Annotated in this window: 24 protein-coding genes and 1 riboswitch; of the genes, 10 read left to right on the top strand and 14 right to left on the bottom strand. The window is 67.6% G+C overall.

The window, feature by feature from the left end:
* A partial coding sequence (locus tag VKG81_RS11615) for an LCP family protein (protein WP_324396063.1) occupies nt 1-1,431 on the top strand: 1,431 nt, incomplete at its 5' end.
* On the opposite strand, the gene VKG81_RS11620 is transcribed toward VKG81_RS11615, so the two are convergent.
* Both VKG81_RS11620 and VKG81_RS11625 read right to left on the bottom strand, forming a co-directional pair.
* A complete protein-coding gene (locus tag VKG81_RS11620; protein ID WP_324396064.1) occupies nt 1,391-2,215 on the bottom strand; it encodes a S1C family serine protease in 825 nt (274 codons plus the stop codon). The genes VKG81_RS11615 and VKG81_RS11620 overlap by 41 nt on opposite strands.
* Nucleotides 2,216-2,306: 91 nt before the next feature.
* The gene (locus VKG81_RS11625; protein ID WP_324396065.1) at nt 2,307-3,671 is read right to left on the bottom strand and encodes a DUF2254 domain-containing protein; all 1,365 of its coding nucleotides are present in this window, start codon (nt 3,669-3,671) and stop codon (nt 2,307-2,309) included.
* 129 nt (nt 3,672-3,800) lie between these two features.
* Here VKG81_RS11625 and VKG81_RS11630 point away from each other — a divergent pair, with 129 nt between their 5' ends.
* From VKG81_RS11630 to VKG81_RS11640, 3 genes are read left to right on the top strand one after another with little or no spacing between them, the layout of a single operon-like run.
* Nucleotides 3,801-5,285: an NAD(P)/FAD-dependent oxidoreductase gene (locus VKG81_RS11630; RefSeq protein WP_324396066.1), complete on the top strand. Its 1,485-nt coding sequence runs from the start codon at nt 3,801-3,803 to the stop codon at nt 5,283-5,285.
* 15 nt (nt 5,286-5,300) lie between these two features.
* Entirely contained in the window at nt 5,301-5,558 is a 258-nt protein-coding gene (locus VKG81_RS11635; protein WP_324396067.1) for a hypothetical protein, read from the top strand.
* 16 nt (nt 5,559-5,574) lie between these two features.
* Complete coding sequence (locus VKG81_RS11640) at nt 5,575-6,789, top strand: APC family permease (protein WP_324396068.1); 1,215 nt, start codon at nt 5,575-5,577, stop codon at nt 6,787-6,789.
* 7 nt (nt 6,790-6,796) lie between these two features.
* Here VKG81_RS11640 and VKG81_RS11645 read toward each other — a convergent pair whose 3' ends face one another.
* Nucleotides 6,797-8,494: a SulP family inorganic anion transporter gene (locus VKG81_RS11645; RefSeq protein ID WP_324396069.1), complete on the bottom strand. Its 1,698-nt coding sequence runs from the start codon at nt 8,492-8,494 to the stop codon at nt 6,797-6,799.
* Nucleotides 8,495-8,786: 292 nt separating this feature from the next.
* Here VKG81_RS11645 and VKG81_RS11650 point away from each other — a divergent pair, with 292 nt between their 5' ends.
* Nucleotides 8,787-9,824, top strand: a complete 1,038-nt coding sequence (locus tag VKG81_RS11650; RefSeq protein WP_324396070.1) for an alcohol dehydrogenase catalytic domain-containing protein — start codon at nt 8,787-8,789, stop codon at nt 9,822-9,824.
* On the opposite strand, the gene VKG81_RS11655 is transcribed toward VKG81_RS11650, so the two are convergent.
* From VKG81_RS11655 to thiO, 7 genes are all read right to left on the bottom strand, one after another.
* Nucleotides 9,803-11,284 carry a M28 family metallopeptidase gene (locus VKG81_RS11655; protein WP_324396071.1) on the bottom strand — a complete coding sequence of 494 codons (1,482 nt, stop codon included), beginning with the start codon at nt 11,282-11,284 and terminating at the stop codon, nt 9,803-9,805. The two genes, VKG81_RS11650 and VKG81_RS11655, sit on opposite strands and share 22 nt — an antisense overlap.
* Before the next feature lie 30 nt (nt 11,285-11,314).
* Entirely contained in the window at nt 11,315-11,440 is a 126-nt protein-coding gene (locus VKG81_RS11660) for a hypothetical protein (RefSeq protein WP_324396072.1), read from the bottom strand.
* 31 nt (nt 11,441-11,471) lie between these two features.
* Nucleotides 11,472-12,197, bottom strand: coding sequence for an Rv3717 family N-acetylmuramoyl-L-alanine amidase (locus VKG81_RS11665; RefSeq protein WP_414685245.1), 726 nt, complete (start codon nt 12,195-12,197; stop codon nt 11,472-11,474).
* 132 nt (nt 12,198-12,329) lie between these two features.
* Nucleotides 12,330-13,100, bottom strand: coding sequence for an SGNH/GDSL hydrolase family protein (locus VKG81_RS11670; protein WP_324396073.1), 771 nt, complete (start codon nt 13,098-13,100; stop codon nt 12,330-12,332).
* A complete protein-coding gene (locus VKG81_RS11675; RefSeq protein ID WP_324396074.1) occupies nt 13,097-13,891 on the bottom strand; it encodes a thiazole synthase in 795 nt (264 codons plus the stop codon). Before VKG81_RS11675 ends, VKG81_RS11670 begins: the two co-directional genes overlap by 4 nt.
* Before the next feature lie 31 nt (nt 13,892-13,922).
* Entirely contained in the window at nt 13,923-14,120 is a 198-nt protein-coding gene (gene thiS / locus VKG81_RS11680; protein WP_324396075.1) for a sulfur carrier protein ThiS, read from the bottom strand.
* Entirely contained in the window at nt 14,117-15,139 is a 1,023-nt protein-coding gene (gene thiO, locus VKG81_RS11685) for a glycine oxidase ThiO (protein WP_324396076.1), read from the bottom strand. The genes thiS and thiO overlap by 4 nt, the downstream gene beginning before the upstream one ends.
* Nucleotides 15,128-15,240: riboswitch (TPP riboswitch) on the bottom strand. It overlaps the preceding gene by 12 nt.
* 24 nt (nt 15,241-15,264) lie before the next feature.
* Between thiO and thiE the strand changes: the two genes are divergently transcribed.
* On the top strand, nt 15,265-15,948 hold the full coding sequence (thiE, locus tag VKG81_RS11690) for a thiamine phosphate synthase (RefSeq protein WP_324396077.1): 684 nt from the start codon (nt 15,265-15,267) through the stop codon (nt 15,946-15,948).
* Here thiE and VKG81_RS11695 read toward each other — a convergent pair.
* Complete coding sequence (locus tag VKG81_RS11695; RefSeq protein WP_324396078.1) at nt 15,920-16,525, bottom strand: NUDIX hydrolase; 606 nt, start codon at nt 16,523-16,525, stop codon at nt 15,920-15,922. The two genes, thiE and VKG81_RS11695, sit on opposite strands and share 29 nt — an antisense overlap.
* An 85-nt stretch (nt 16,526-16,610) precedes the next feature.
* Between VKG81_RS11695 and glnX the strand changes: the two genes are divergently transcribed.
* From glnX to VKG81_RS11710, 3 genes are read left to right on the top strand one after another with little or no spacing between them, the layout of a single operon-like run.
* A complete protein-coding gene (gene glnX, locus VKG81_RS11700) occupies nt 16,611-17,930 on the top strand; it encodes a protein kinase G-activating protein GlnX (protein WP_324396079.1) in 1,320 nt (439 codons plus the stop codon).
* A 32-nt stretch (nt 17,931-17,962) separates the two neighbouring features.
* A complete protein-coding gene (locus VKG81_RS11705) occupies nt 17,963-18,931 on the top strand; it encodes a glutamate ABC transporter substrate-binding protein (protein WP_324396080.1) in 969 nt (322 codons plus the stop codon).
* The gene (locus VKG81_RS11710; RefSeq protein WP_324396081.1) at nt 18,931-21,249 is read left to right on the top strand and encodes a serine/threonine-protein kinase PknG; all 2,319 of its coding nucleotides are present in this window, start codon (nt 18,931-18,933) and stop codon (nt 21,247-21,249) included. Before VKG81_RS11705 ends, VKG81_RS11710 begins: the two co-directional genes overlap by 1 nt.
* Here the strand turns inward: VKG81_RS11710 and VKG81_RS11715 are convergent.
* From VKG81_RS11715 to fgd, 3 genes are read right to left on the bottom strand one after another with little or no spacing between them, the layout of a single operon-like run.
* A complete protein-coding gene (locus tag VKG81_RS11715; protein ID WP_324396082.1) occupies nt 21,246-22,466 on the bottom strand; it encodes an acetate kinase in 1,221 nt (406 codons plus the stop codon). The genes VKG81_RS11710 and VKG81_RS11715 overlap by 4 nt on opposite strands.
* Nucleotides 22,463-24,544, bottom strand: coding sequence for a phosphate acetyltransferase (pta, locus tag VKG81_RS11720; protein ID WP_324396083.1), 2,082 nt, complete (start codon nt 24,542-24,544; stop codon nt 22,463-22,465). The genes VKG81_RS11715 and pta overlap by 4 nt, the downstream gene beginning before the upstream one ends.
* Nucleotides 24,545-24,572: 28 nt before the next feature.
* Nucleotides 24,573-25,583, bottom strand: coding sequence for a glucose-6-phosphate dehydrogenase (coenzyme-F420) (fgd, locus tag VKG81_RS11725; protein WP_324396084.1), 1,011 nt, complete (start codon nt 25,581-25,583; stop codon nt 24,573-24,575).
* Between the two features lie 59 nt (nt 25,584-25,642).
* Between fgd and VKG81_RS11730 the strand changes: the two genes are divergently transcribed.
* On the top strand, nt 25,643-26,374 hold the full coding sequence (locus VKG81_RS11730) for an MBL fold metallo-hydrolase (RefSeq protein WP_324396085.1): 732 nt from the start codon (nt 25,643-25,645) through the stop codon (nt 26,372-26,374).
* Nucleotides 26,375-26,449: the final 75 nt, after the last annotated feature.

Consider the following 26,449-nt stretch of genomic DNA (forward strand, 5'->3'; position numbering starts at 1 on the left):
CTTCGGCATTTCTCCGCCGGAATCACCACGTCACAGGCGTTGGTGGGAGTGCCTGTGTCCGGGGGCGGTGATCAAAACATCCTGATCATGGGACTGGACAGCCGGCTCGATCAGCACGGCCGTCCATTGCCGCGCGATATCTACGATGCGCTCCACGCCGGTGACGAGAATGTCGGCGGCTACAACGCCAACGTGTTGATCGTGCTGCACATACCGGCCGCGGACGGCCCCGTCACGGCCATGTCCATTCCACGCGACGACTACGTGGATCTCCCGCAGTGCCCCGGGGGGCCGTGCCGGGGAAAGATCAAACAGGCTTACGGGCTGGCCTACGCGCACGTGCTCGATCCTCACGGCACCGGAGAGTTCCCGACCGATGTAACGGAGGCCCAGGAGCAGGCGGCACGCGAAGCGGGGCGCAAAGCCGAGATCAGCACCGTCCGTCACCTGCTGGAGATCCCGATCGATCATTTCATTGAACTGACCCTGGTGGCGTTCTTCCAGATTGCCAAGGTGGTCGAGCCCATCACCGTGTGCCTCAACGCCGATACCGCTGATAGCTACTCTGGCGCGGACTTTCATCGCGGTGTCCAGCAAATCGACGCCGCCCAGGCTCTGGCGTTCGTGCGTCAACGACGCGACATCAATGACGACTTGTTCACCGACCTGGACCGGACACGTCGCCAGCAGGCCTTCATCGCCTCGCTTGTCAGCGCGTTGCGCACCGGGGGAGCCCTCGACCGTCCGAGCACACTGAACAACCTCATCGATGTCGCCCGCCAGAACGTCGCGGTGGACGCCGGTTTCGACCTGGCCGGGTTCGTCGAGCACGCGTCGCCGATGACCGGGAGCGACCTGTCCCTGTACACGCTGCCGATCACCGAATTCGGCCAGGACTCAGACGGCGAGGACGTCAACTACATCGACGTGCCGACCATCCGGGGCATCGTGCGTGACCTCGTCGGCGGCCGCTCCCCTGCTTCGACCGTATCCCCAACTGCGGCGCCCCACGTCAACACCGCCCTCAACGTGATCAATGCGTCGCAGCATGACGGTCTGGCAGCCTCCGTGCAAAAGGCCCTTGCGGGCAGAGGGTTCACGCCGGGGACCGCCACCTCGGCCACGGCGATCGCACAGGAGAGCACCATTGAATACGGCCAGGACGCCGGCGAGGCCGCCCACGCGCTTGCCGACCAGCTCGATCTGACCGCCACCGCGTCCGACTCCGTTGGCGCCGACATAGTCCAGCTGACCCTCGGAACCGACTTTCCGGCCAGTGATTACACCACTGCGACATCCGCAGTGACCGAAACCCCGACTACCTCCGCCACTCCGGTGCCCACGGTCTCCGCGACCGCCTCCGGAACCCAGGCTCCCGCACCAACAGACCTCACCCAGATGCAAACCGCGGCGGTGCCGTGCGTGAGGTAAACGCGTGCGCCCCCGACGATTGGTGTGCGATCTGCAATGCCTCGTCGATCGGGATGGCAAACCCCCGCCCGCCACCGGCTCTTTCGACTCGATAGCTGTCGGTGGCGGCGGTGTCTATGCCGATCACCTGGCCGAGACTGTTCACCAGGGGGCCGCCGGAGTCACCCGGGCGCATCGGAGCGGCGATCTGGATCAATCCGGTCAACAGCTCCGACCTGTGGGTCAAATCGTCGCTGGCGCTTATGGTTTGGTTCAAGGCGGTGACGGTGCCCGGGGCGCGGCTTGGCGCGCCGCCCTTCCCGCCGGCGTTGCCGATCCCAACGACCGTGTCCCCCACCCCGAGTTGCGATGAATCGCCCAATGGCGCAGTGGCGAGTCCGCTCGCGCCACTCAGCGCCAGCAGCGCGATGTCGTGACGGTGGTCATGACCAATCACCCGGGCGTCGTACGCGCGGCCATTGCCGACATCGGTGACGCTGATCGCGGTGGCCCCTTCGATCACGTGGTTGTTGGTCAACACCAAACCCTGCGAATCGAGCACGATGCCCGTTCCCGCTCCCACCGCACGTCGACGGCCGATGGTGGTGTCGATGTCGACGACGGCCGCCACCGCCTGGCTTGGGCTTGGGGCCGCGGCGGCTGCTCCGCCCAGTCGACTCAGCAATTGACCCGGCCAGGTGATTCCCGGCCCGCCGGCGCCCGGGCGCGCGCATGCCGGCACGGCCATCAAGCCCAGCACCGCGACGACGGCCAGCATCAGCCGCCCGGCGAGCCTGCGGGTCACGGTCACTTCCTCACGATCGGCGAGGTCGGTGGTTGACGTCCACCAAACACCGGAACTCTTCAGCGGATCTTCAGCCGCAGCTCGCGATGGCTCAGCGCGACATGGTGAGCCCTTCATAGATGGTCTCCAGTGCGCTGTACCGGCGTTGGACGTCGGCGCGGTCGGATTCGTCGGGGACCGATTCCAGGTTGGCGCGCTGGATCATGGCGGCTTGCTCCATCAGCACCCGGGCCGCCACGGCGTCGGTGGTCTGCTCCATGATCGTGGTCAACGCATCGAGCTGGCGAATCATCACCGCGGGCATCCCGCGACCGGCCTGGCGAATTTTCTCGAACGCGCGTTGGATCAGCCGCTCGAAGCTGACCTGATCGGAGATCAGCCGGATCTCCCCGCTGTTGTCGCGATGAATCTGGGTCGGGGCCCAGACCCGGCCGATTTTGCAGAGGCTGTCGGCGAGCCAGTCAACACAGGTCAGTGCGGTGAAGGTGTCGTTTGTCGACGGCGACAGCGCCCGGATGGCTATCTCGACAAGTTGATCGATCCCGAAGGCGACGTCTTGGGTGAGCGTCCGGTGCGGTCCCGTGATTTGGGCGCGTTCGAGGTATCGCGCCACCTCGTGGGCAGCCTCCGGGGGCCACACCGCTGCCAGTTCCCGTCCCTCGACGAGAAAGTGGCCCGGCCGGTAGGGCAGCCGGATCACCGCTTCGGCGCGGGCGGCGATGCGCACCAGCGTCTTGTGTCGGATGAACTGCAGATAGCCGCTTTTGGGTGTGCGGATGACGGAGCCGTCGGTTTCGATCGTGGCGATCAATTCGTGCAGAGACCCGCGATTGCTGCATACCTCGGGGACAGACCGAGTGGAGTCGTCGCTTTGCACCTCCACCGCTTGCGCGAGATCTTTGGCGATGCCGGCGATCACCTCGGGCAGCTGGATCTGGGTGGCGATGTGGTGAATGAAGTAGATGAGTACGGCGAGGTCGATCAGCACCAGCCCGAATGTGGTGGTGATCGAAATGTGGGGCACGAAGTCGCCGTGCCCACCGGGACCGATGGACACCAGCGCGACCACACAGTAGACAAACGTCGCCACAAAGGTTCCCAGGGTGAGCTGCGTGCCGCGGTCGCGGATGAAGTTGCGTAGCATCCGCGGACCGAACTGGGTCGAGGCCAGGGTCAACGTCACGATCGTGATGGAAAAGACGATGCCGACGACGGTGATCACCGATGCGGCGATCGCGGTCAGGATCTGGCGCGCAGCATCGGCGGTTCCGCTGATGATCCAGCTGGGGGCGTGAAACCGACCGTTGTAGACGGCCCGGTCCAAGGTCACCGTGCCCCAGAACAGCAGGACCGCGGCCACCACTTCCACAGTGGGCACCAGCCACAGGTTGGTGCGCAGCTCTTCTCTGCGCCACGCGGCGAGGGCCCCGCTCCAGGGCATCACGACAGCCGCCACCACCGATATACAACTGACCGCCCTGCCGCTGCGCAACCGATTTGGGCGGGTGCGGCGAGAAAATCGACGGACGAGCCGGGGGGATCGCTCGTCTGACGGGCCTACCGCTCGGTAAGGTACCGTCTGGGCATGGGCACGCAGCTATCCGACGTGGTCATCGTGGGTGCCGGCTTCGGTGGGATGGGTGCGGCGATTCAGCTCAAGCGGCTGGGCTACGAGAACATCGTGATCGTCGACCGGGAGAGCGACCTGGGCGGCACCTGGCACGTCAACCGCTACCCCGGGCTCGCTGTCGACATTCCATCCACCACCTATTCGTACTGGTTCGAGCCCAACCCGTACTGGTCACGGCTGTTCGCGCCGGGCGAGGAACTCAAGCGTTATGCCGACCACGTCGCAGACAAGTACGACGTGCGCCGCCACATGCGGTTCAATACCGCCGTTGACGGCGCCCGCTGGGACGCCGACGCGCAGGTGTGGCGGGTCGCGCTGGCGGGCGGCGAAACGCTGACCGCCCGGTTCCTGATCACCGCGACCGGGTTTCTGTCGCAGCCGCACACCCCCGACATCCCCGGTATCAGCAGCTTCGACGGCAGGGTGATCCACACCACCGCATGGGACGACGGTTACGACTTCGCCGGGCGGCGGGTCGCGGTCATCGGTACCGGGGCGACTGCGGTTCAGCTGATCCCCGAGTTGGCGAAAGGGGCCGCCGACCTGACCGTGTACCAGCGCACGGCGATATTCGTTGTCCCGAAGGTCGACTTCCGGTTCGCGCCGTCGGTTCAGCGACTGTTCGCACGGGTGCCGTTTGTTCAGCGGAGTGGGCGATGGGTGACCGACTGGATCTTCGAACTCGTGATGGTCTCCGCGGTGCTGCACTACCGCTACTTCCGGCGGCTCAACATCGCCGCGGCCGACCTGTCCAAGATCCACCGGTTCGTGTCGATCCGCGACAACGAACTGCGCAAGCGGCTCACCCCGGACTATGACTTCGGATGCAAGCGGCCGACGTTCTCCAACTCCTACTACCGCACGTTCACCAAGCGGCACGTGCACCTTCAGACCGCCGGCATCGAACGCATCGAGCCCGACGGCATCGTCGGGTGCGACGGCACCAAGAATGTGATCGACACCCTTGTGCTCGCTACCGGCTTCGACCTGTGGGACGCCAACTTCCCTGCGATCGAGGTCATCGGCCGCGAAGGTCGCAATCTCGGAAAGTGGTGGCGCGACAACCGGTTCCAGGCCTACCAGGGCCTGTCGATTCCGTACTTCCCGAACTACCTGAGCCTGGCCAGCCCGTATGCGTTCAGCGGCCTCTCGTTCTTCAACACGATGGAATACCAAATGCGGCACATGGCAAGGCTTTTCGGTGAACTGCACCGCCGCGGGGGCACCACGTTCGAAATCACCGAACAGGCCAACGCCCGGTTCCTTGACCGGATGACGCATCTGCTCGATAACTCCGTGTTCTACGACGGGGACTGCGCCACGTCGCGGTCCTACTACTTCAACCACAGCGGGGAAGCGACGCTACTCCGCCCGACCTCGACGCATAACGCGATCGCCGAGCAGGCCCGTTTCGCGTTGAGCGACTACGCGATCGCCTGATCAGAAAGCCAGCGCATGTCAACCATCACCCGGCTCGCCGGCTTGGCGATCGCAACTATGGGCCTCGCTCATTTCGCCAAACCCGAGGCTTTCGAATCGATAACCGAAATGGCGTTCCCTGACAACACCCGCCAGCACATCGCGATAAACGGCGGAATCGAGACACTTCTCGGGGTCGGGCTGGCCGCACCACAGACCCGTCGGCTGGCCGTGATCGGGTCTCTGGGTTATCTGGCGTACCTCAGCGCCAACCTGATTCGCAACAACGGTTAGCCCGAACCTCCACGCCTTGACCGAGCCCGGCCCCCACCTCCAACGCCGTCTCGGACTGACCGACGCCGTGGTCGTCGGCCTGGGATCGATGATCGGCGCGGGCATCTTCGCTGCGCTGGCCCCGGCCGCGGCAGCGGCGGGTTCCGGTCTTCTGATCGGGTTGGCCGTCGCCGCCGTCGTCGCGTACTGCAACGCGAACTCCTCTGCACGGCTGGCGGCTCGCTATCCGCAGTCCGGCGGCACGTACATCTACGGCCGTGAACGGCTCGGCCGGTTCTGGGGCTATCTCGCAGGGTGGGCCTTCGTCGTCGGCAAGACCGCATCGTGTGCGGCGATGGCGCTCACGGTGGGGTATTACGCGTGGCCTGCCCAGGCGCATGCGGTCGCGGTGGCTGCGGTAGTCGCACTCACCGCGGTGAATTATCTCGGCATCCAGAAATCCGCACTGCTCACCCGGGTCATCGTGGCGGTGGTGCTGGCCGTGCTGGCGGCCGTTGTCGTGGTGGTTGCCAGTTCCGGGCACGCCGACCTCGCCCGCGTGCACATCGGCGGCGACGTCGGGGGGGTGCTGCGGGCGGCCGGGCTGCTTTTCTTCGCGTTCGCCGGCTATGCCCGCATCGCGACGCTCGGTGAGGAGGTACGTGAGCCGGCGAGGACCATTCCCCGCGCGATTCCGGTCGCGCTGGCGATCACGCTGGTGGTCTATGCGGTGGTGGCCGTCGCGGTGTTGACGGTACTCGGCAGCGACGGGCTGGCCCGGGCGGCCGCTCCGCTGGCCGACGCCGTCCGTGCCGCCGGGGCACCGTGGTTCGAGCCGGTGGTGCGGATCGGCGCGACGGTGGCCGCGCTCGGCTCCCTGCTCGCACTGATCCTCGGTGTGTCGCGAACCACGCTCGCGATGGCTCGCGACCGTCACCTTCCTCGTGCGCTGTCGGCGGTGCACCCGCGGTTCGGGGTACCCCACCGAGCCGAGCTGGCGGTCGGTCTGGTCGTCGCGGTCCTCGCCGCCACGGCCGATGTTCGAGGTGCGATCGGCTTCTCCTCCTTCGCCGTGCTCGTCTACTACGCGATCGCCAACGCCTCCGCGTGGACGCTGGCACGCCGGGCTGTCCCGGGCGCGGGGATGGTCGGATGCTTGGTTTTGGCCCTGTCCCTTCCGGTCACCTCGGTGGTCGCCGGCGCCGTGGTCCTTGGTGTGGGCGCGGCGGTGTACGCCGCGCGCCGGTCATGAGTCGGCACTAATCGCTGAATTGCTGGCGCTGCCGGAATGCCTCGACCGCGGTGGGCAGCGTCAAATAGATCCGGTCTGCGCCGATTTTGTCGATCAGCCCGGCGGCTTGTAGCGAATCCCGCAGGTCTTGCTTCACCCGCGCCATCGCGAAGACGATCCCGCGCCCGGCCAAGGTGGCGCGCAACTGATCGAGCGCGTCCAGCGCGGTCAGGTCGACCTCCACATTGGCCTCCGCGTTGAGCACGAACCATTCGACCGGCACCGGGTTCGTATCGACGACGGCGAGTGCCCGAGCGCGGAAGTCTTCGGCGTTGGCGAAGCACAACGGCGCGTCGTAGCGGTACAACACCAAGCCCGGCACCGGGCTGGCCTCGGGGTAGTCGTCGAGGTCGTGCATGCCTGGAACACCTGGAACGAACCCCAGAACGCTGTCGTGCGGATGGGCCACCCGGCGCAGCAGGTCGAGGATCGATAGGCTCACCGCGGCGAGCACTCCGTACAGCACGCCGATGCCCAACACGGCTGCGGTGGTGGCCAGCGCCAAGACGAGCTCGCTGCGCCGAAACCGTGCGAGCCGCGTGAACTCCGCGACGTCGATGAGCCGCAGCGCGGCGTAGACGACGAGTGCGCCGAGCGCCGCGGTCGGGAAAAGCGCCAGCAAGTTGCCTCCGACCAGCATGACGGCCAGGACCGACACCAGCGTCACCAGCGAGTACACCTGAGTCCTGCCGCCGACCGCATCCCCTAGTGCAGTGCGGGTTCCGCTCGAACTCACGGGGAAGCCATGCGTCAGACCCGCTCCGATGTTGCACATCCCCAACGCACGCAGTTCGGCGTTGGGATCGACCTCGTAACCGTTGCGGGCCGCGAATGCGCGTGCGGTCAAAACGTTGTCGGAGAACGCCACGATGGCGATCCCGACGGCAGGCATCAGCAGCGCGCCGAGGTCATGAGGCGCCACGTGCGGCGGGCCGGGCGTCGGCAGCCCCGCCGGGATCCGGCCGACGACGTCAATGCCCTTGTTCTGCAGCGAAAATCCCGCGACCACGGCGGTCGCAGCCAGCACGGCGATCAGCGGACCCGGCGCCCGAGGCACGAACCGGTCCAGCACCAACAGCAGTGCCAGGACCGACAGGGACAACACGAACGTCGGCCAGTGCACCCGCGTCACTCCTGCGGTGAAAGACCAGATGTGCTCGAAGAACTGGTCACCGGTCGCCGCGACCCCCGTGAGCTTGCCGAGTTGGCTTGCGATCATCACGAGCGCGACTCCGGTCATGTAGCCGACGAGAACCGGCCGCGACAGGAGGTTGGCGAGAATCCCCAGCCGGATGATGCCCCCTGTTAACGTCATCGCACCCACGAGGATGGCAAGCACCGCGGCCAGCGTGGCGTAACGCGCCGGGTTTCCGATGGCGATCGGGCCCAGGACCGCCGCCGTGATCAGCGCGGTCGTCGACTCCGGACCAACCGAAAGCTGCCGGGATGATCCGAGTACGGCGTACAGGGCCAGCGGCAGGAGCGCGGCCCACAATCCGGCGACCGGCGGCAGGCCGGCGAGGCTGGCGTAAGCCATGACCTGGGGGATGAGGTAGGCGGCCACCGTGATGCCCGCCAAAATGTCACCGCGCAGCCAGGCCCGGTGGTAGCCCGGAAACTGAGCCACCCCGGGTGCGTACTCGGCCCACTTCATCGTGGCAATCATTCTCCGGCGGTCGCGCCGCCCATGGTGTGGAGTCTGGGGCCACACCCATCACGACCGATCCCCGGACCGCCGAGCGGGTGGCCGGGCCACCAACGCCCGCCGGCGGGACGGCGCTGACCAGCACCCCACGTATGCCGGTGAAACCGGCCCGGCTGAAGCGGGAACCGACGTTCACACCCACCGGCGGCCTGAACCGAAGACGCCCGAGAAGGGCGGTGCCGAACAGCCGACAGAGTTGGTCGACACGCTTTAGGGTTCATACCGTCGGCGCGATGGGTGAGAGAGGACGGAAATGGCCAGTCATCAAGCGGTTCAAGTCAAGTCCGCAAGCGGTCCGTTGGAGCTGGTCGAGGTCGAAACGCCGCCGCCCGCGCGCGACCAGGTGCGCATCGACGTCGCCGCCTGCGGGATATGCGGCACCGACCGCGCCTTCGTCACCGGCGGATTCCCGGGAATCAACTGGCCGCTGACACCTGGCCACGAGATTGCCGGAACGATCGCTGAATTGGGCTCGGAGGTGGACAATTTCGCCGTCGGGGACCGAGTGGCCGTGGGGTGGTTCGGTGGGTGCTGCAACACGTGCGTTCCCTGTCGTAAAGGCTTTTTCATCAACTGCGAAAACGGGCAGGTGCCCAGCTGGCATTATCCGGGCGGATACGCGCAGTCGGTAACGGTGCCGGCCAACGCACTCGCCCGGATACCGGACGGGCTCTCGTTCGCCGAGGCCGCTCCGATGGGCTGCGCGGGTGTTACCACCTATCACGCGCTTCGCGGGACGCGGGCCGTCCCGGGCGACCGCGTGGCGGTCCTGGGCCTCGGCGGCCTCGGGCACCTCGGTGTCCAGTTCGCACGCGCGATGGGATTCGAGACGATCGCGATTGCGCGGGGTGCGGCCAGGGCCGAGGACGCGCGCCGGCTCGGTGCCCACCACTACGTCGATTCGGCCGCAGGCGATGTCAGCGCGGCGCTGCAGGCCCTCGGCGGAGTGTCGGCCGTATTGGCGACCGTTGGAAACTCCGAAGCTATGGGCCAGACGGTGGGCGGCCTGAGTCCGCGAGGCGAGCTTGTCGTCGTCGGTGTGACGCCCGAGCCGCTGCCGATCAGCCCGATTCAGTTGATTTCTCCGTCGCTCAGCGTGACCGGACACCCGTCCGGCACCGCCCGCGATGTCGAGGAAACGATGCACTTCGCGATGCTGTCCGGCGTGCGCGCCCGCATCGAGGAACGGCCGCTGAGTGACGCGGCCGAGGCCTATGCCGCGATGGAACAGGGACGCGCACGGTACCGCATGGTCCTCACGATGACCGGTCACGAATCCGTGAGCAGCTGACGGGTGCGGTCATCGCGGATCGGCACGCCGTTGCGGCCGCCGACGTCCTGTGCGTAGAGGCCCACGGCGTAGGCGACGCCTTCGCCGTTGATGCCGAGCGCAGTTCGGTTGATGTTGTCGAGTGTGTCGGCCTTCTGGTGGTAGTTCGGGTCGAACGGCTGGTCGGCCTGGCCGCCCCAGAGCCGGGCCTGTTCGGCGCTCTTCTTTTCCTCCGCGCCGGTGAACAGCCCGCCCGCGGGGATGCCGGCCTTCGTGAAGCCCTGATAGTCGGACCGGCCGTCGAAAGACGTTTCCTCGGCTGTCTTTCCGGCAGTGGTCAGGTAGGCGACCAGTGTGCGTTCGATGCCGGCCGATCCGTCCGGAATCCGAGGCGCGCCCTGGTCCGGATGCGGCGGCGCCGGCTGGTTGCCGCCGTAGGTGAAGTAACCGGGATTCGGCGAGCCCAGCATGTCGAAGTTCAGGTACAGCGCGATGTCTTTCAACGCGTCGATGTTCAGCGACTCCACATACTTGTCGGAGCCGAACAAGCCCAATTCCTCTGCGCCCCAGAAGCCGAACCGCACGGCATTTCGGATCGGCGGCGAACTGCCCATCTGCACAGCGGTTTCCAGCACCGCAGCCACCCCGGAGCCGTTGTCGTTGATGCCGGGACCGGCCGCGACGCTGTCCAGGTGCGCGCCGACCATCACCACGTTCTGCGTCGAACCGGTCTTCGTTTGCGCAATGATGTTGCGAGCCGTGATAGGTGTGACGGCGGCGTTGAGCTTGATCGTCGTTCGGCCGGGCGCCGAACGCAGCCGGGCGCCCTCGGCTTTGCTCACGCTGACCACCGGTATCCGCACGTCGGTCTTGTCGCCCAGTGTGCCGTCCATCTTGTCTTCGTCGACGTTGTCGGCGACGATCAGCGCGACCGCGCCGCGTTGGGCTGCCGCGGCCTGCTTCATTGCGAACGGGCAGCCGCCCCGGTCGACCAGCGCCACCGCGCCGGCGACCGGCAGCCCGTCGTAGTGAGGCGCCGCGCAGCCGGCGATGTCGTCGACCGGCGACGCAACCAGCGGGCCGCTTACGCCCTGCGGCGCGGTGCCGATGGTGTACTCCAGCGCATACGATTCGATGGCTGCGCCGTTTACGGTCAGCGCCGGCGGGTCGGCGTGGAATTGCCGGAAATCGAACTCCGGGGTCTGCACATCGAAACCCTTGCTTTTCAACGTGTTTACCACGTAGTCCACGCTGGCGTCGTAGCCGAAAGTGCCGACAGCGCGGTTGCCGGCGTTGGCGTCGGCGATCTGCTGCAGTCGGGCGAGGTGGGCCACCATCGCGTCGGTGGTCACCTTCTGGCGCAGGCTTGCGGCGTAGCCGCCCGCACCCGGCGCCGACTGGTCCCGGCTGCAGCCGGCAACGGCCGCGAGTAACGCCAGCACGGTCAAAAGCGCCGCAGCTGCCGTCCGTCTGCGTGCCACTGAGCCCACGTTAGCCGCCGCTCTCACGCGTCACGGCGGTTGGCGACGAGCGCCGCGGCCGTCGATGGTCGCGAAGCCGGGCTCGATGCGGCACGTCGGGTCGTCGATCGCTCGGGTCTGGCCGGAAAGCTGGGTCAGGCCCCTGAGCGCGATCATGGGGCCCATGATGGCACGGACACGCCCGCGGCTACCGGGCCTGTGGGCCTGCCTGCGAAAGGTAGTCGGAGATGCCGGACACGACGGCTGCCGCCAATCGGGCCCGGCCGTCAGGGCTTTCCAGCACCGCGGCGTCGTCGCGGTTCTTCATGTTGCCCATCTCGATCAGGATCGACGGGTACTGGGCGAGGTTGAGACCGGCCAGGTCGGCGCGCCCGTAGAGCCCGTCGGAGCCTCGGTACGTCGACGGCTGAAGGCCCGCCGCCACCAGCTGGTCTCGCATGATCTGAGCCAGTCGCACGGCCGGACCCGCCTGAGCGGCATTGAGCGGCGGGTTGGAGTAGTTGACGTGAAAGCCCCGGCCGTCCGGCGGTCCGCCGTCGGCGTGAATGCTCACGACCGCGTCGGGGTGCAACGCGTTGGCCATGGCGGCGCGTTGGTCGACGCACGCGCCCAGCGCACTGTCGTTGCCGCGCGACATCGCGGTGCGCGCACCCGCCTGGGTGAGCGCTGCGCGGATGCGCAGCACCACATCCCAGTTGAACGTGTGCTCTGGATAGCCGTCGTCAGTCGTGGTGCCGGTGGTCTGGCATTCCTTGGTCCCGCCGCGACCATTGGGCACCTGGCGGTTGATGGAGGCGTCGTTGGCGCCGTTGTGGCCGGGGTCCAGGAAGACGATCATCCCGGCGATCGGGGACGACGCAATCGCGGGCGGGGCGGTCATCGTTGCCGCCATGGTCGACAGGCTCGCGGCCATCGGCGCGGCGGCCGCGATTTTCAGCATGTCGCGGCGCGAAATCGCCCGGCATCCTGCGCATACGGTCGATTGCACCGGCAGACGGTAACTGGAGAAGCTTGCGCTGCGACGATGACGCGCCCGGCGGATCGGTCACAACTTGGCGACTTCCGCGGCCACGAGTTGAGCCACCGCGCGCATGCCGGCGGCGTTCGGGTGCAGGGGCGCCGGGCGTCCCGGCAGCGGCAACCCGAATCTCGTCGTCCACGGATCCGACGACCACGCATGGTGCTCGCGGCTGGCTTCGCCGGCCTTCACCACGCCGCAATCCGTCTCCCTCGCGGCGTCGGCGGTGACCCGCTCGAGGGTGTCGGCGACGTGGCGGCCGAGGTCCGCGTCGGCCTGCGACATCGGCGGGGCCTTCTGCCCCGCGGGGGGCAGCAGCGTCAGGTAATCCACGAACAGCACCCGCGCCCGCGGTGCGCGTTGCCGCACCACCCGCCCGACCTCGCGCAGCGAGCCGGCTGCTTGGGCCAGCGCACGGTCGCGCGCGTCCCGGTCGAGCAGCTCCCGCAGCCGACAGCCGAGCAGCGGCACCAGCCGGGCAGGCCACGGCAGAGACGCCGCCATCAGCAGCGGCACGTACCCGACGTCGTTGCCGCCGATTGTGATCGTGACCAACGACTCCGAGCCATCGAGCGCGCTGACCTGTGGCGGCGCGCCGTTCTGCTTGTCGGACAGCACGTGGGCGGTCGTCGCGCCGGAATAGGTCACGTCGACTAGGTCGAGTCCTGACTCCTTCGCGACGAGATGGGAGTAGTTGCGGGCCGACCGGCCGGCCAAGAAGGGCGCTCCCGCCGCGCCCGGCCTGATCCCGGGGCCGGCCGCCATCGAGCTTCCGATTGCGACGTAGCGGCCGGTCATGTCTGCGTGGACGGGTTCGGCCCTCGCCGGCCCCCCGGCTCCGGTGCAGGACTCGACGCCTGCGCCCAGAACCGTTTGGGAATCCGCCCGGCATGCCGGGCCAGGTAGCCGGCGGTGACCGCGGCCGCCATCGCGGCGGCCATGGCCGGCGGGTCGGCGGCTCGGGTCACCGCACTGGCCAGCAGCACGGCGTCGCAGCCGAGCTCCATCGCCAGCGCGGCGTCGCTCGCCGTGCCGATGCCCGCGTCGAGCACCACCGGAACCCCGGCCCCCTCGACGATCATCTCGATGTTGTGCGGGTTCGCGATCCCAAGGCCAGTGCCGATCGGTGACCCGAGCGGCATCACCGCGGCGCAGCCGGTGTCCTCGAGCCTGCGAGCCAGCGCCGGGTCGTCGTTGGTGTATGGCAGCACAACGAACCCGTCGTCAACCAAAATCTCCGCGGCACGGACTAATTCGACCGCGTCGGGCAGCAGCGTTCGCTCGTCGGCGATCACTTCGAGCTTCACCCAGTCGGTCTGCAACGCCTCACGGGCCAGCCGCGCGGTGAGCACGGCCTCGGCCGCGCCGCGGCATCCGGCGGTGTTGGGCAGCGGTGTGACGCCGAGCCGCTTCAGCAGATCCAGCACACCGGTGCCGCCGGCTGCGTCGATGCGGCGCATCGCGACGGTGGTCAGCTCGGTTCCCGACGCGACCAGCGCCTCCTCGAGCACCGTGAGATTCGTCGCGCCGCCGGTGCCCAGGATGAGCCGGGAACCTAACCTGCGCCCCGCGATGGTCAGCTTCGGCACCGATGAACCGCTTGCGCGCAGGGCATCAGAACTAGCCACCCTGCACCGCCGTCACAACTTCGAGGCGCGCGCCGTCAAAAAGCGTGGTGTCCCAGCCCGATCGGGGCAGCACCGACCAGTCGAGCGCCACCGCAACGCCTTTGTCGGGGAAGCCGAGCTGCTCGAGCAGCGCCGCGACCGTGATCTTGGCGTCGACTTCGACGCGTTTGTCGTTGACGGTCACGATCATCTCGACGGCACTTTCACATTCAGTTCTGTCACGATCCTCTCGGCGGTCCACGGCGCCAGAAGAAACCCGTTGCGGCCGTGGCCCGCCGCCACCAGCACGCGGTCGTCGAGCCGGCCCACCAGCGGCACGTTGTCGGACGTCATCGGCCGAAGGCCGGCCGCCACTTCGGCGAGCTCGTACTCGCCCAGCGCGGGCATCACCGTGCACGCATCGTCGAGCAGTTCGCGCACCCCGGTCACCGCGGGTGCGGTGTCGCGGCCGTGCTCGTACTGCGTGGCGCCGACGACGACCCCCTCGACGCGGGGCACGAGGTACACCTGACGCCCGTGCACCCGCGCCCGGATTACCCGCCGCGGCACGGGCATGCAGCCCGGCCGCCACCTCAGCCGCAGCACCTCGCCCTTGACGGGCCTTATCGGCAGGCCGGGCCACAGCGTCGGGGCGTCGACGCCGTTGGCGATGACGAGCGCGTCGGCGTCGCCCGCCTCGGCCAGGTCCGCGACGGGCGGCGCCCACTCGACCCCCAGCCGCTCGCAGTGCGCGGCCAGCGCTGAGACCACCGCCCGGTTGTCGACGGCAAGCTCGGTGACGGCGCGGAAACCGTGCCTGATGCCCTGGGCCAGCAGGGGCTCGACGTCGCGGGCGCTGGTGGTGAAGGTGACCGGGTGGCCCTGCGCGGCCAGCCACTCCCCGACCGTGCGCAGATCGGCGGCGTCGGCGCGGTCAACCGCGACCACCAGCGATTCGTGAGCGGTCACGACGTCGTCGGGCAGGTCGGCGAGGAATCCCGCTGGGGAGGAGTCGTGCCACATCGCCAGCGACTCCAGCCCGATCTGCAACAGCCGTTCTTCGCCGGGCCAGGCCTCGCTGTGCGGGGCCAGCATCCCGCCGGCCACCCAGGACGAGCCCAGCTGCTCGGTGCGGTGAACGCGCACCTTCAGGCCGGAAAGCGCCAGTCGGCGCGCGACGGCGAGTCCGATGACGCCACCGCCGATCACGGCGACGCGATCAGTAGACATTCCTCTCCCTTCGCCGGCATGACCCGGATCAGGTGTGACGGTAAGGGCAGGTCGCTGTGCCCACTCTCAGTCCCGCTCCGGGGACTCCCGTGTCGGCCATCCACGCTAGTCGCTAGCGTCGCGGTGTGCACCCAGCTCGCGACCGGCTCGCCTCGCGTCTTCGGCAAGCGAGGCTGTACCTGTGCACCGACGCCCGCCGCGAACACGGCGACCTCGCGCGGTTCGCCGACGCCGCGCTGGCGGGCGGCGTGGACATCATCCAGTTGCGCGACAAGGGCTCGGTCGGCGAGCAGCGGTTCGGCCCGCTGGAGGCGCGCGGCGAATTGGCCGCCCTTGAGGTGCTCGCCGACGCCGCGCGGCGGCACGACGCGCTGCTGGCGGTCAACGACCGCGCCGACATCGCCCACGCGGCCGGCGCCGACGTGCTGCACCTCGGGCAGGACGACCTGCCGTTGCCGGTCGCGCGCGAGATCGTCGGGCCATCGACGCTGATCGGCCGGTCGACCCACGACCCGGGCCAGGCCGCTGTGGCGTTGACCGAGGAGGTGGACTACTTCTGCGTGGGGCCGTGCTGGCCGACCCCGACCAAACCGGGGCGCCCGGCGGCGGGCCTGGCCCTGGTGCGGGCGGCAGCGGCGATGGGCGGCGACAAGCCGTGGTTCGCGATCGGCGGCATCGACGAGCACCGGCTCGCGCAGGTGCTCGCAGCGGGGGCCCGCCGAGTCGTGGTGGTCCGGGCGATCACCGGGGCCGATGACCCGCGCGCCGCCGCGCAGCGGCTCAGCGCGGCGCTTGCAGCAGCGAGTTGATGCGGCCGGAGAGCGGCGAGGGCCTCTCGCCGGGCTCGGCGGGTGTGCACCACACGAACTCCCCGGACTCGAGTTCGACGGTCCGTGGCAGACCGGGCTGCGTCGGCACGCTGGCCACCTCGGAGCGCAGCCGGTGCCAGCTGGCCGCAAACCCCGGATGCAGCGGCAGTTCGTTCACCTGCTCCTCCAGGACCCACCGCAGCTCGGCGCTTTCCATGTTCGGCACTGTCTCCAGCGGATGCGGCGCGTCGGCGATGACGGTGACGTAGGTCCAGTGACTGCCCCTCGCCCTGGCGGTGACGACGGCGGCACGCACGACCACCTTCTCCACCGGCAGCCCGGCCTCTTCGTGGGCTTCACGCACCGCGGCCTGCTCGGCGGTTTCGTGGCTGTCGCGTGCGCCGCCGGGCAGGCCCCAGGTCCCGCCCTGATGGCTCCAGGGCGCGCGGTGCTGCAGCAGCACAGCTGGCGCCCCGTTCGGCAGCGGCGCACGCACCAGCAAACCCGCCGCCCCGTGCCGGCCCCAGAACCGGGCGCCTGTGTCGGACATCACCCAGCCGTCACCGTCGCCTCGCACGTGTTCAGGATATGGCGGTTCGAACCAACCCGAGCGGCAACGACTGCTCTTAGAATTCGCTTATACATTGCGAGAGGGGCGACCGGTGACCATGGAGCTGGCGCATCCGTCGACCGAGCCACTGGCTTCGCGGTCGCCGGTTCATCCGGCCCATCCCCGCTGGTGGTTCATGTCCACGACCCCCGGGCGCATCCTGCTGAGCGGCGTGGTGCTGATTGCGTTGGTGGTGGCCAGTGCGTTCGCCACCTCCACGACGATCAACAGCCGCCAGCAAGCGCTCACCACCGTGCTGAACCACACCGAGCCCCTGGCCTTCGCGGCCGGACGGCTCTACACGACGTTGTCGGTGGCTGACGCCGCGGCGGCCACCGCGTTCATCGCTGGCGCCGAGCCGCGCGACGTGCGGCAGAGATATGAGCAGGCCATCAGCGACGCGGCGGTCGCGTTGACGCAGGCGTCGAGCGGGCTGACCGATCCAGCGATGCAGCAACTGCTGGGCCGTATCAACGCCCGCCTGGCCGTCTACACCGGGCTGATCGAAACCGCACGTACGAACAACCGGGCCGGCGACCCGGTCGGATCGTCGTATCTGTCCGAGGCGTCGTCGATGATGCAGACGATGATCCTGCCGGATGCGCAGCGACTCTACGAGGTGACCTCGGCCCACGTGGACGCCGAGACGTCCGGGTCCACGCGCATCCCCGCGCCGGTGATCGGGATCGTGTTGACCACGCTGCTGTTCGGCGCGTTCTCCAACCGGTGGCTCGCGCGAAAAACACAGCGACGCCTCAACATCGGTTTCGTCGCCGGCGGGCTGGCCGTGCTGATTATGGTGATATGGGTGAGCACGGTGCTCGCGATTTCCACCGCCAACAGCAGGGACGCCAAAAACACGGCGGCGTATTCCCTCAAGACGGTGACAACCCTTGCGATCACCGCGCAGCAGGCCCGGGCCGATGAGACGTTGTCGTTGATCCGGCGCGGTGACGAAGACGTCCGCAAACAGTCCTACTACCAGCGGATCGACATGATGCACAAGGAGATCACCGAATACCTGTCGCGGAAGGACGCGATCGACAAGGCGGACCTCCAGCAGGCCGACGAATTGCTGAGCCGCTGGCGCCAGGCCGACGAGCGCATCAATTCCTACATCGCGGTCGGCAACTACCAGGCCGCGACCCAGGTGGCGCTGGGCACCGGTGAGGAGGATTCCACCCCCGCGTTCGAAGAACTGGAAAAGGCGCTGGACAACGGCATCCAGGAAAGCCGCCGCCAGCTGCGTGACGACATCCTCAACGCCCGCGGTGTGCTCTCGGGCGCCACCGTCGGCACCGTCATCCTCAGCGTGGTCGCCGCGGTGGCGGTGACGGTCGGGCTGTGGCCACGCATGAGCGAGTACCGCTGATGAGCGCTCGCGCGAAGAAGAAAAAAGCACCGATGAGCGCTCGCGCGAAGGCGTTCGTCGTCATCGCCGCGGTCGTCTCACTGCTGAGCGGGTGCACGCGTTCGCAATTGATGACCACCGATCCGCAACTGACGCTTGCGGCACCCACGCCCGCGGACATGCAGGAGTTGCCTCCGCTCGCGGCCCCGCCGCCGGCCGAGAACGAAAACTGTGACCGGACCGCCAGCCTGCGTCCGTTCACCGATCCGGCCCAGGCTGATGCCGCGGTCGCCAACATCCGCCAGCGCGGCCGGCTGCTGGTCGGCCTCGACATCGGCAGCAATCTGCTCAGCTTCCGCGACCCGATCACCGGGGAGATCACCGGGTTCGACGTCGACGTCGCCGGCGAGGTGGCGCGGGACATCTTCGGCACCCCGTCGCAGGTCGAGTACCGGATCCTGTCGTCGGCCGATCGCATCGCGGCCCTGCAGAACAACGAAGTCGACATCGTCGTCAAGTCGATGAGCATCACGTGTGAGCGGCGCAGGCAGGTGAACTTCTCCAGCGTGTATCTGATGGCCAACCAGCGCATCCTGGCACCGCGCGACTCGGCGATCTCGGCTCCGTCGGATCTGTCCGGCAAGCGCGTCTGTGCGGCCAGCGGCACGACGTCTATCAAGCGGCTCGAGCGGATCAGCCCGCCACCGATCATCGTGTCGGTGGTGACGTGGGCCGACTGTCTCGTCGCTCTGCAGCAGCGGCAGGTCGACGCGGTCAGCACCGACGACACGATCCTGGCCGGTCTTGTGTCGCAGGATCCCTATCTCCACATCGTCGGCCAGGATATGGCCACCGAGCCATACGGAATCGGGATCAATCTGCAGAACACCGGGCTGGTGCGCTTCGTCAACGGCACACTCGAGCGGATTCGCCGTGACGGCACGTGGAATACGTTGTACCGCAAGTGGTTCTCCGTCCTGGGCCCAGCTCCCAGCGCGCCGCCGGCGAGGTATTCGGACTGATGACCGAGCCTTCGAAGTCGGGCGAAGTGCGCGACGAGCGCTCGCGGGAACAGCCGACAGACCGCAACGACCGGGAAGAGCAGACAGATGACGTCGGCACCGCGCCGGCGGCCTTCGGAATTGACTTCGGCGTGGACTCGTCGTCGACGCTGCGGCCGATGGCGACGCAGGCCATCTTCCGGCCGCGGCTCGATGAGGACGCCGGCACCGACACCACCGACGCGACCACCGGGGATGCCGATGACCACACGACCGTGACGCGCCAGCTGTCCCCGACTCGACGACTCGGCGGGGGCCTGGTCGAGATCCCGCGGGTGCCCGAGATCGACCCGCTCACGGCGTTGATGACCAACCCGGTGGTGGCCGAGTCCAACCGGTTCTGCTGGAACTGCGGCCGGCCGGTGGGCCGCTCGACGCCAGAAGGCGAGGCCCACAGCGAGGGCTGGTGCCCGTTTTGTGGCAGCACGTATTCGTTTCTGCCGCAGTTGAGTGCGGGCGATATGGTCGCCGGTCAGTACGAGATCAAGGGCTGCATCGCCCACGGCGGCCTTGGCTGGGTGTATCTGGCGGTTGACCACAACGTCAACGAGCGGCCGGTGGTGCTGAAGGGTTTGGTGCACGCGGGCGACGCGGAGGCCCAGTCGATCGCGATGGCCGAGCGGCAGTTCCTGGCCGAGGTGGCGCATCCGTCGATCGTGAAGATCTTCAACTTCGTTGAACACGACGACAAGCACGGCAACCCGGTCGGCTACATCGTGATGGAATATGTCGGCGGCCGTTCGCTCAAACAGGCGAAGGGCGAAAGGTTGCCGGTAGCCCAGGCCATCGCCTACATGCTGGAAATACTTCCCGCCCTTGGCTACCTGCATTCGATCGGCTTGGCGTACAACGATCTCAAGCCGGAGAACATCATGATCACCGAGGAACAGCTGAAGTTGATCGACCTCGGCGCCGTGTCGGCGATCAACTCGTACGGCTACCTGTATGGCACGCCGGGCTATCAGGCGCCCGAGATCGTGAAGACCGGGCCGACCGTCGCCACCGACATCTACACGGTCGGGCGCACGCTGGCCGCGCTGACGTTGAGCCTGCGGACCCGCAAGGGTCGCTACATCGAAGGGCTGCCGGAGGACGATCCGGTGCTGACCATCTACGACTCCTACGCGCGGCTGCTGCGGCGGGCCACAGATCCGGACCCCAGGCGGCGATTCAGCAGCGCCGAGGAGATGTCGGGTCAGTTGCTCGGTGTGCTGCGGGAAGTCGTCGCGCATGACAGCGGAACCCCGCGACCGGGCCTGTCGACGATCTTCAGCCGCTCGCGGGCGACGTTCGGCGTGGATCTGCTGGTCGCACACACCGACGTCTACCTCGACGGACGGGTGCACTCGGAGAAGCTGACGGCTAAGGAGATCGTCACCGCACTGCCGGTGCCTTTGGTGGACCCCGCCGATGTCGCCGCGCCGGTTCTGTCGGCCACGGTGCTCAGCCAGCCGGTGCAGACGCTCGATTCACTGCGTGCCGCGCGGCATGGAGCGCTGGACCCCGAAGGCATCGACATCACCCAGTCCGTGGAGCTCCCGCTGATGGAGGTGCGCGCGCTGCTCGACCTCGGCGACGTGACAAAGGCCACCCGCAAGCTCGACGAATTGGCCGAGCGGGTGGGTTGGCAGTGGCGGTTGATCTGGTTCCGTGCCGTGTCGGAGCTGCTGACGACTGACTATGACTCGGCCACAGAGCATTTCACCGAAGTGCTGAACACGTTCCCGGGCGAGCTGGCACCGAAGCTTGCGCTGGCGGCGACGGCTGAGTTGGCCGGCAATACCGACGAGGTGAAGTTCTACGACACCGTCTGGAGCACCGACAACAACGTGATCTCCGCGGGTTTCGGGCTGGCACGGGCGAAATCGGCCGAGGGCGATCGCGAGGGCGCGGTACGTACGCTCGACGCGGTGCCTGCCACATCGCGCTACTTCACCACCGCACGGCTGACCAGCGCCGTCGCGTTGCTGTCGGGCCGGTCGATGGGCGAGCTCACCGAAGAGCAGATCCGTGACGCCGCGCGCCGCGTGGAAGCGCTGCCGGACACCGAGCCGCGGGTCCTGCAGATCCGGGCGTTGGTGCTGGGCACCGCGCTGGACTGGATCGGCGAGAACAAGCCCAGTACGAACCACATCCTGGGCTTCCCGTTCACCAGCCACGGGCTGCAGCTGGGTGTCGAGGCGTCGTTGCGGGGACTGGCACGGGTCGCGCCGACCCGCGCGCATCGCTATGCGTTGGTGGACATGGCCAACGCCGTGCGCCCCACCAGCACGTTCTAGGCGGTCTTCGGACCCGCTCGACACACGGCGGCGCAGGCGCGGGCGATGGCCAACTCTTCATTGGTCGGTATGACCAGCAGCGTGGTCGGCGACGTCTCCACCGAGATGCGCCGAGGGCCTTTGTCCGGGCTGTTGTTCAGCTGCTCGTCGAGTTCTATGCCGAGGCCGGTCATGCCGGAGACCGCGTCGCGGCGCACGGCGGCGTCGTTTTCGCCGACGCCGGCCGTGAACGTCAGCACGTGGGTGGTACCGAGCAGCGCCAGGTACGCCCCGATGTACTTCCGTAGCCGATGGATGTAGACGTCGTATGCCAACTGCGCTGAGGCCCGCTCGGATTGCGAGCCCGATTCGATCTCCTCGTGCAGCCGCCGGAAATCGATCGCACCGGCCAGCCCGTACACGCCGGAGCGTCGATTGAGAATGTCCTCGATCTTGCCGACATCCATCGCCGCGGTCCGCCATAGGTAGAACACGACGCCGGGATCGATGTCGCCAGACCTCGTCCCCATCACCAGACCCTCCATCGGGGTCAGCCCCATCGACGTGTCGACGGGCCGCCCACCGACGATCGCCGACGCCGACGCGCCGTTGCCGAGATGGAGCACGATCTGGTTCAGCGACTCCCACGTGGTGTTCAGGAACTGCGCGGCCTGCTGGCTGACATAACGGTGTGACGTCCCGTGAAACCCGTAGCGCCGGATCTGCCACACGTCGGCGACTTCGTGGTCGATCGCGTATGTGGCGGCGGCTGCGGGCAGGTCGTGAAAGTAGGCCGTGTCGAACACGGCGATATGCGGCAGGTCGGGTAGCACCTTGCGGGCCACCTGGATCCCCAGTATCCCCGGCGGATTGTGCAACGGCGCTAGCGGGGACAGCTCTTCGAGTTGTGCGATGACCTCGTCGGTGACCACGGTGGGCTGGTAGAACTTACTGCCGCCGTGCACGATTCGGTGGCCCACTGCGATCAGTCCGAGCTTCTCCAGATGCTCGCCGGCCTCGGCGAACATGTCGAAGGAGGTTCGCAGGGCGGCCTCGTGGTCGGCTATCTGGTAGCTGCGCTCCAAACGTTGGTCACCGACCTGCAGTTCCGCCGACGACGAGCCCTCCCCGATCTGTTCGACGATACCCACCGCCAGCGATTTACCTGAATCAGGTTCCAGCAGGGCATATTTCAGTGATGAAGAGCCGGAGTTGAGAACCAGCACCGTCTCTGTCACGACGTCTCCTGCGCCTGAATAGCGGTAATCGCCACTGTGTGGACGATATCCTCCACCAGCGCACCGCGGGACAGGTCGTTGACCGGTTTGTTCAGCCCCTGCAGGACCGGTCCGATCGCAATCGCCCCGGCGCTGCGCTGCACCGCCTTGTACGTGTTGTTGCCTGTGTTCAGGTCAGGGAAGATCAGCACCGTCGCCCGTCCGGCCACCGGCGAATCCGGCATCTTGGTCGCGGCCACGGTGGGGTCGACCGCGGCATCGTACTGAATCGGCCCGTCGACCAGCAGGTTCGGCTCCCGGTTACGAACGAGTTTTGTTGCTTCCCTGACCTTTTCGACTTCAGCGCCGGTGCCCGAGGTTCCCGTGGAATACGACAGCATCGCAACGCGCGGTTCGATGCCGAATTGCTCGGCGGTGCGCGCCGACGATATCGCGATGTCGGCCAACTGCTCGGTGGTGGGTTCTGGCACGATCGCGCAGTCGCCGTATGTCAGCACCCTGTCGGCAAGACACATGAAGAAGACGCTCGACACGGTCGACACGTCGGGTTTGGTCCTGATGATCTCGAACGCCGGTCGCACCGTGTGAGCTGTGGTGTGGGCGGCCCCGGAAACCATGCCGTCGACGATGCCGTTGTGCACCAGCATGGTTCCGAAGTAGGAACCGTCCGCCATGATCTCGCGCGCCCGTTCGAGCGTCACGCCCTTGTGCTTTCGCATCTCGGCGTATTGCTCGGCAAATTTATCGCACAGCTCGCTGTCCTCCGGGTTCAGCAGCTCGGCCGCGGACAGATCGACACCGAGTTCGGCAGCGCGAGAACGAATTCTCGCCTCGTCACCGAGGATGGTCAGATCCGCCACCCTCCGGCGCAGGAGCCGGCCGGCCGCCCGCAAGATCCGGTCGTCATAGCCTTCTGGCAACACGATGCGCTTGCGGTCTCTGCGGGCCCATTCGACCAGCTGGTAGGTGAACATCTGCGGCGTCATCACCGTCGGGATCGGAATCGACAACTGTGTCAGCAAGTCACCGACATCGACGTAGCGTTCCATCAGCGCGAGCGCGGTGTCGATCTTGCGCGTCGAGCTCATCGTCACCCGTCCTCGCGCCGACGCGACCGCACTGGCGGTCTCGTAGGTGCCCAGTGTGGTCGCCACCATCGGCAGCCGCAGGCCCAGCCCGGACACCAGCGCCGCGATCGAGGGGTGCAACGGCAGGCCGCCGTTGAGGATCACACACGACAGGGACGGGAATCCCTCGGCGGCATGCGCGCTGGCCACTGCCAGCACGACGTCGGAGCGATCCCCGGGCGTGATCACTGCGGCACCGTCAGACAGCCGTTCCAGCACATGCTCTGCCGTCATCCCGGCCACCAGGACCGACATGACCTCGCGTGCCAGCAGCGCCTCGTCGCCACTGATCAACGTGCCGTTGACCGCGCCCCGCAGATCCGCGACCGTCGGCGCGACGAGCAGCGGCACGTCGGGGAGCACATACGTGTGCGGCGCGAACCGCTCCAACGCCTTCGCCACCGCGGGCATCTCCGGCGGATCGCATCGGTTGGCCACCACGGCGGCGGTGTGGGCGTGCTGGGCGGCCAGCTCGGCGAGGCACAGCTCGACGACCTGGGCGACCTCGTCGGGCGTGCGTGCCTTGGCCCGTACCGCCAACACCACCGGCGCACCCAGGTTCACCGCGATGCGGGCGTTGACGCTGAGCTCGGTGGGGGTGGCGACGTCGGTGTAGTCGCTGCCGACGATGACGACCGCGTCGCACTGGTCGGCCACCGCGTGATACCGATCGACGATCTCGCCGATCGCGGCCTCCTGATCGTCATGCAGCTGCTGGTAACTGACCCCCACGCACTGTTCGTAGGGCAAACCCGCGGTGGCTTGGGACAACAGCAGCTCGAGGATGTAGTCGCGGTCTTCGCCGAGCCTCTTGATGGGGCGGAAGACACCGACCTTGGCGACGCTCGCAGCCAGCCGGTGCACCACGCCCAGCGCGATGGTCGATTTACCGGTATCACCTTCGGGCGACGTGACGTAGATGCTGGAAGCCTGCCGTTTGCCGTCGGGCACGTCTCCAGCCTGCCTCATGCGTGTTGAATCAGCCCAACTTTCGCAGCCTGGGCTCCAGATCGCGCTGGAAAAGCTCCATGAAACGGCGCTGGTCCTGCCCGGGCGCGTGGAACACGAGGTGGTTGAGGCCGTAGCCCACGTATTCGCCGACCTTTTCGACGGCCTCGTCGGGGTCGGATGCCACGATCCAGCGCTTGGCCACCTGCTCGATCGGCAGCGCGTCGGCGGCCTTCTCCATCTCGATTGGGTCGTCGATGCTGTGCTTCTGCTCGGCGGTCAGTGACAGCGGCGCCCAGAACCGGGTGTTCTCCAGCGCGAGTTTCGGATCGGTGTCATAGGAGATCTTGATCTCGATCATCCTGTCGATCTCGTCGACACTGCGGCCCGCCGCCTCGGCGCCCTCCTTCACCGCCGGAATCAGCTTGTCCTTGTAGAGCTCCTCGCCCTTGCCCGACGTGCAGATGAAGCCGTCGCCCGCCCGGCCCGCGTACTTGGCAACCGCGGGGCCGCCTGCGGCGATGTAGACCGGGATGCCGCCCTCGGGCACGTCGTAAATCGACGCGCCCCTGGTGTGGTAGTACTCGCCGTCGAAATCCACCCGGTCGCCCAGCCACAGCTCACGCATCAACTTCACGGCCTCACGCAGCCGCGCGAAGCGTTCCTTGAAGTCCGGCCATTCTCCGATGTAGCCGGTGGCGATCTCGTTGAGCGCCTCACCGGTCCCGACCCCGAGGAAGATGCGGCCCGGATACAGGCAGCCCATGGTCGCGAAGGCCTGCGCGATCACCGCCGGGTTGTAGCGGAACGTCGGCGTGAGCACCGAGGTGCCCAGCACGATGCGCTCGGTGCGCTCTCCGACGGCCGTCAGCCACGCCAGCGAGAAGGGCGCGTGGCCCCCCTTGTGCCGCCAGGGCTGGAAATGGTCGCTGACGGTTGCGCTGTCGAAGCCGTGCTGCTCAGCCGCCACGCCGAGCTCGACGAGTTCTCGAGGGGGGAATTGTTCCGCCGACGCCTTGTATCCCAGTTTGAGTTCAGCCACGTGTTCGTTTCTACTCTTCCACCCGAGCGGGGGCGCCCCCAGTGCTTAGACTCGCGACCATGGCACCGGCGCTGACAGCGGTCACCGACCGCGTGCACTTCGCCCACACCGACCTCGTGAACTGGACGCTGGTCACCGATGGAAACGGCGTCATGCTGATCGACGCCGGATTTCCCGGCAGCCGCGACGACGTCCTCGCCTCGTTGCGGCAGCTGGGGTTCGGCATCGACGACGTGCGCGCGATCCTGTTGACCCACGCGCACATAGACCACTTCGGGTCGGCGATCTGGTTCGCGAAAACCCATGGCACACCGGTGTACTGCCACGCGGACGAAGTCGGTCACGCCAAGCGTGAGTACCTGGAGCAGGTATCGCCGCTGGACCTCGCCCCACACATCTGGCAGCCGCGCTGGCTGAACTGGACCCTGGCCATCACCCGCAAGGGCGGGCTGGTTCGCGACGGCATTCCGACCACACGGGCCTTCACCGAGGACGTCGGATCCGCACTGCCCGGCGCACCGATGGCGATTCCCAGCCACGGCCACACCAGCGGGCACTGCTCGTTTGTGGTCGACGGTGTGTTGGTCAGCGGCGATGCCCTGGTCACCGGCCATCCGGTGTCGACGCGTAGCGGGCCGCAGCTGTTGCCCGGCCTGTTCAACCACGACCAGGACGGTTGTGTGCGAAGCCTGGCCGCACTCGGGATGCTCGACACGGATGTGCTGCTGCCGGGACACGGACCGCTCTGGCGCGGCGCGATCCGCGACGCCACGGAGCGGGCGTCGCGGTGAGCGGCCTGACGTCACGCCAGTCGTCGGCGTGGCCTGGACGACGCGCCCAGCCCCAGATGCTCGCGCAGCGTTCGG

The sequence above is a fragment of the Mycobacterium sp. genome (assembly GCF_035314905.1).
In the GTDB taxonomy this organism is placed as follows: Bacteria; Actinomycetota; Actinomycetes; order Mycobacteriales; family Mycobacteriaceae; genus Mycobacterium.

Coding starts and splice junctions, on each gene's coding strand:
- VKG81_RS11645 (WP_324396069.1), bottom strand. CDS start 8,494: ATGATTGCCACGATGAAGTGGGCCGAGTACGCACCCGGGGTGGCTCAG.
- VKG81_RS11710 (WP_324396081.1), top strand. CDS start 18,931: ATGACCGAGCCTTCGAAGTCGGGCGAAGTGCGCGACGAGCGCTCGCGG.
- VKG81_RS11730 (WP_324396085.1), top strand. CDS start 25,643: ATGGCACCGGCGCTGACAGCGGTCACCGACCGCGTGCACTTCGCCCAC.
- VKG81_RS11670 (WP_324396073.1), bottom strand. CDS start 13,100: ATGACCGGCCGCTACGTCGCAATCGGAAGCTCGATGGCGGCCGGCCCC.
- VKG81_RS11630 (WP_324396066.1), top strand. CDS start 3,801: ATGGGCACGCAGCTATCCGACGTGGTCATCGTGGGTGCCGGCTTCGGT.
- VKG81_RS11665 (WP_414685245.1), bottom strand. CDS start 12,197: ATGGCCGCGAGCCTGTCGACCATGGCGGCAACGATGACCGCCCCGCCC.
- thiS (WP_324396075.1), bottom strand. CDS start 14,120: ATGATCGTGACCGTCAACGACAAACGCGTCGAAGTCGACGCCAAGATC.
- VKG81_RS11635 (WP_324396067.1), top strand. CDS start 5,301: ATGTCAACCATCACCCGGCTCGCCGGCTTGGCGATCGCAACTATGGGC.
- VKG81_RS11650 (WP_324396070.1), top strand. CDS start 8,787: ATGGCCAGTCATCAAGCGGTTCAAGTCAAGTCCGCAAGCGGTCCGTTG.
- VKG81_RS11660 (WP_324396072.1), bottom strand. CDS start 11,440: ATGATCGCGCTCAGGGGCCTGACCCAGCTTTCCGGCCAGACCCGAGCG.
- thiO (WP_324396076.1), bottom strand. CDS start 15,139: ATGTCTACTGATCGCGTCGCCGTGATCGGCGGTGGCGTCATCGGACTC.
- VKG81_RS11705 (WP_324396080.1), top strand. CDS start 17,963: ATGAGCGCTCGCGCGAAGGCGTTCGTCGTCATCGCCGCGGTCGTCTCA.